This window comes from Bacillus sp. SIMBA_074, assembly GCF_046534555.1.
In the GTDB taxonomy this organism is placed as follows: Bacteria; Bacillota; Bacilli; order Bacillales; family Bacillaceae_G; genus Bacillus_A; species Bacillus_A mycoides.
In genome coordinates this window covers 1-318 of record NZ_JAWRYM010000267.1, presented here as the reverse complement: position 1 = coordinate 318, position 318 = coordinate 1, and the positions used below count along the sequence as shown (strand labels likewise).

The 318-nt window shown below is 48.7% G+C and carries 1 protein-coding gene; it reads left to right on the top strand.

Going from position 1 to position 318, the window contains the following annotated elements:
• Window positions 1-318: nucleotide-binding protein (locus tag SB773_RS30795; protein ID WP_486304305.1), on the top strand; the 318-nt coding region annotated here is incomplete at both ends.

Genomic DNA, 318 nt, shown 5'->3' with positions numbered 1-318 from the left:
CTTTAGCCAATACAGGATCGACGGCTGAAATCAGCATGATCACCCAAAGCCCTGTCTTGTTGATAGTCAACTGTGCCAGCATGGCGCGAAGTGCCGCAGCCATTGTAAAAGGGTTTCAGGACTTTTCAACCGGTCCGAACATCATTGGGGTAATTGCCAATCAAGTGGGAAGTGTAGGGCATTACCAAATTGTCAAAGCGGCCATCGAGCAAGAATGCGATGTTCCGGTGCTGGGATATATGAAGCGGGAATTGGATATTGATATTCCTAGCCGTCATTTGGGCTTAATTCCTGCTATTGAGCGCGGGGAACTTGACC